Here is a 4,168-nt window from a genome sequence, read left to right as displayed (position 1 = left end):
CTCCAAAAATTTGTATTTTAAACATTTTTTAAGAGCTTTCAGTAGTGTGTGCACATGCTCATGCTGGGCACACACAACACCTATACGCAATGCCCTTCGGGACACTGCGCATAGCCAAAACGTTGTATGCAAGTGTAAAAAGACAAAACTCGATGCTTTGAAATAAAAGATTAATTAATAGAAAGAAAAATTTATTGATTTGGTGCTTCGTAAAAAGGTCAGTGCATATTGAGGGTAATTTATTTTGTTTTTTCTCTCCCCCCCGCAAAGACAAAAGAAACCCAACCGCACAAAACAACACATTTGCAAACCGCTGCAAGCCAGCCCTGCAATCCAAAGTTTGCAAAAGAGTTGTTTTTTTGCCTGCGCTACATTAGCTTAATCATTGTACATTTACATTTATGAAAGGTAAAACAGATAAAAAATTAGAACAAAAGAATATCAAACCAACCGCTATGCGCCAATTGGTTTACGAGATTTTAGAAAAACAAAAGAAAGCATTAAGCCTTTATGAAATAGAACAGCAGTTTGTCAATGTTGAAAGGTCAACTATATTTCGTACGCTCAAGACGTTTCAGGACAACTACCTTATTCACAGCATTGACGATGGTACGGGAGCGGTAAAATATGCCTTGTGCGATGATGATTGTACCTGCAAACCCGATGACCTTCATATTCATTTTTTATGCAATAAATGCGGTCAAACTCACTGTATGAAAGACATGCCAGTTCCAAAGATGGATTTAGCAGAAGGCTTCTCGTTTGAAAATGCCAATTTTGTGGTAAAAGGAATTTGCCCTAATTGCCGATAAAACTTTGCAATACTGTTGCACGTACTCATTCAGTAGTTTTGTTACATAATTTTTAAAAGTTATGCTATGAAACAAACATTCACTATTCTATTACTTCTTTTTTCAACAGGTTTATTATTCGCACAAAACAAAATAACTTTTGAGGTAAAAGAAGAATCTGGCGAATCCTTAATTGGAGCAAGTGTAATTATTGAAGGAACGACGACAGGTACAATTACAAATAATGAGGGTTTTGCAAGATTGGAGAATTTACCCAATGGCGAAATAGAGTTTGTAATTTCTTTTGTCGGCTTTGAAGAAAAGGAAATTACTTTATCTTTTCCAGATGACAACAACAAAACGATTGAAGTTGAGCTGGAAGAAGGAGAAGAACTTGAAGAAGTTGTAATTGCAGCAACAAGGTCTTCCCGAACAATTCAGGATATTCCAACAAGAATTGAAGCAATTACAGGCGAAGAATTAGGCGAAAAAGCAGCTATGAACTCAACAAATATTGGCATGCTTTTAAGAGAAACCACAGGTGTGCATATGCAGCAAACCTCACTTAGTTCTGGAAATATGAGTATTCGCATTCAGGGTTTGGATGGTCGATACACACAAATATTAAAAGATGGAATGCCACTTTATGGTGGTTTCGCCGGAGGGTTATCTATTATGCAAATACCACCGCTTGACTTAAAGCAAGTTGAGCTAATTAAAGGGAGTAATTCTACTTTGTACGGTGGTGGAGCAATTGCAGGTTTGGTAAACCTTGTAACCATACGACCAGAAGAGGAAGCAAAGCTTGATGTTATGCTAAATCAAACAAGTGCTTTGGGTACAACTGGCAATTTGTTTTATGCGCAGAAATACGGAAAAGTTGGTCTTTCAGTTTATGGCTCAGCTAATAATCAAATCGCATTCGACCCCGACGAAGATGGTTTTTCAAATATGCCCAAAGCGCAAACTTTTAGTCTAAATCCAAAATTCTACTACTACTTCAATCCTAACACTGAATTAAGTTTAGGGTTAAACACTACCATCGATAATAGAACGGGTGGAGACATGGAAGTGATAAAGGGAAACACAAGTACTGAACATATTTTTTCCGAAGAAAATAAATCGGAACGTTATGCTACGCAATTAAGTTTTCGGAATACAACCGATGACAGAACATTCTCTTTTAAAAATAGTGTTTCCTATTTTGACAGAAAACTAAGTATTCCAGACTACCGATTCAGTGGAAATCAATTATCCAGTTTTACCGAAGCCATATACAATTTGCATAAAAACGATAATACAGAATGGCAATTGGGATTAAACCATTATCTCGAACAGTTTACAGAGACAGACGCTGACTCATATTCTGCAAGAGATTATACACATAACACCTTTGGTGGCTTTATTCAAAACACTACCGATTTTAGTAAAAAACTTGGGTTAGAAACTGGCTTACGAACCGACTACAATGCTGACTATGGGACATTTGTGCTGCCACGTTTTTCATTGTTTTTTAAACCTAACAATAAATTAAGTTCACGACTTGGCGGTGCTATGGGTTACAAGCTTCCTACAATTTTCACCGAAGATGCTGAGAGAATTTATTATCGGGATATTCAACCATTATCAAAAGACCTGGTAGATGCAGAAACTTCAATAGGAGGAAATTTCGATATAAATTACAAAACCGCATTGGGCGATGAAATGACTTTCTCAATCAACCAACTCTTCTTTTTGACTCAGCTAAAAAATGCATTGGTTTTACGGGAAGACGAAACAATGGGCATGGCTTATTTTGAAAGCGCTGATGGTAACATTTTAAGTTCAGGCTTTGAAACCAATATAAAACTAACATACGACGATTTTAAACTCTATTTAAACTACGCCTTTGTTAATACCGAATTACAATACGATAATATCAATAACCAGAAACCACTTACACCAAAGCACAATGCGGGTGCAGTATTATTCTATGAAATTGAAGAAAAATGGTCTGCTGGATATGAGGTTTATTACACTGGGAAACAGTTCGATAATTTATACAATCAAAAAACAGATTATTGGACAATGGGAATAATGATTATGCGACATTGGGAACGTTTATCTTTATTCGTGAATTTCGAGAACTTTACAAACGTTATGCAATCTGATTTTGAACCTTTGGTTTTGCCGCCAACAAATAATCCTACTTTCCCTGATATTTGGGCACCGGCTGATGGATTTGTATTTAATGGAGGAATAAAACTTAGATTATCAGGCGACAATGATTAAATCAGAATACCACATATCGAAAATGGATTGTCCATCCGAAGAAAACATGATTCGTATGAAGTTGGATGGAATAGAGGTTATCAGGAAATTGGAATTCGATATTGAAAATCGCAATCTTACTGTTTTTCATTCTCGGGAAGATGAAGAAATATTATCGCGTCTGGAATCATTAAACTTTGGAGCAAAACATACATATTCAAGTTCTATTGATGAAAAGGAAGTAACAATAGAAAGTTCCGATGTACAATCAAAACTGTTATGGACGATACTCATAATTAATTTTGGATTTTTCATAATTGAAATGACTACCGGACTTATTTCAAAGTCAATGGGTTTGGTGGCAGATTCTTTAGACATGTTAGCTGATTCTTTTGTATATGGATTAAGTCTTTGGGCAGTTGGTTCAACAGTTCTGAGAAAAAAGAAAGTTGCACGTTGGAGTGGTTATTTTCAATTATCCTTAGCCTTTTTAGGTATTATAGAAGTGGTAAGACGATTTATAGGTTCTGAAGAAATGCCAGACTACAGAATTATGATTGGAGTTTCAGTTTTAGCATTAACTGCCAATGCCATCTGTTTGTACCTACTCCAGAAATCGAAAAGTAAAGAAGCACACATGAAAGCCAGTATGATTTTTACTTCCAACGATGTAATAATAAATTCAGGAGTTATTTTAGCTGGTGTATTGGTGTTGCTGACCCAATCAAAATATCCTGATTTGATTGTTGGTTCTATTGTTTTTTTGATTGTATCTCAGGGTGCATTTAGAATATTGAAACTTGGGAAATGATAGCCATCCCTTTTTGTAAGCACATTGTCAAGTCGCACGAGCCACTCTAAACCTAAACTTGCCAAAGAGCTTACAAAGCCAACCCTAATTACCGCCTTTAAGGGCGGTTTGGGGATTTACCCACCCACAAAAACAAAATAAATTTGTACTCCGAATCAACGTCTGTGCAGATTGATAAGAAAACTGTTAAATTTGTTAAAACTTGAGACGGATTGACTTTGAAGGATAAACACCAGCATACAATCGAGTGGGAAGCCGCTAGGCTAAAAGCCTAGCGGGGAACCCCTCACACCACCCAGCGTACGGGTCTCGTACT

At 36.4% G+C, this 4,168-nt stretch carries 3 protein-coding genes; all 3 read left to right on the top strand.

The window, feature by feature from the left end; translation table 11 throughout:
* Positions 1-401: 401 nt before the first annotated feature.
* Positions 402-812 carry a transcriptional repressor gene (locus tag Q1A18_RS18910; RefSeq protein ID WP_299584683.1) on the top strand — a complete coding sequence of 137 codons (411 nt, stop codon included), beginning with the start codon at positions 402-404 and terminating at the stop codon, positions 810-812.
* A 66-nt stretch (positions 813-878) separates the two neighbouring features.
* Positions 879-3,062 (top strand): TonB-dependent receptor, encoded by a 2,184-nt coding sequence (locus Q1A18_RS18905; protein WP_299584680.1) that lies wholly within the window; start codon positions 879-881, stop codon positions 3,060-3,062.
* A complete protein-coding gene (locus Q1A18_RS18900) occupies positions 3,055-3,852 on the top strand; it encodes a cation transporter (protein ID WP_092033954.1) in 798 nt (265 codons plus the stop codon). Before Q1A18_RS18905 ends, Q1A18_RS18900 begins: the two co-directional genes overlap by 8 nt.
* The last annotated feature ends 316 nt before the right edge of the window (positions 3,853-4,168 follow it).

Origin of the sequence: uncultured Sunxiuqinia sp. (assembly GCF_947495665.1) — a bacterium.
In the GTDB taxonomy this organism is placed as follows: domain Bacteria; phylum Bacteroidota; class Bacteroidia; order Bacteroidales; family Prolixibacteraceae; genus Sunxiuqinia; species Sunxiuqinia rutila.
This window is presented reverse-complemented; position numbering and strand designations above follow the sequence as displayed.

Excerpts from the sequence above, each read along its gene's own strand:
- Q1A18_RS18910 (WP_299584683.1), top strand. The coding sequence starts at position 402 with ATGAAAGGTAAAACAGATAAAAAATTAGAACAAAAGAATATCAAACCA.
- Q1A18_RS18900 (WP_092033954.1), top strand. The coding sequence starts at position 3,055 with ATGATTAAATCAGAATACCACATATCGAAAATGGATTGTCCATCCGAA.
- Q1A18_RS18905 (WP_299584680.1), top strand. The coding sequence starts at position 879 with ATGAAACAAACATTCACTATTCTATTACTTCTTTTTTCAACAGGTTTA.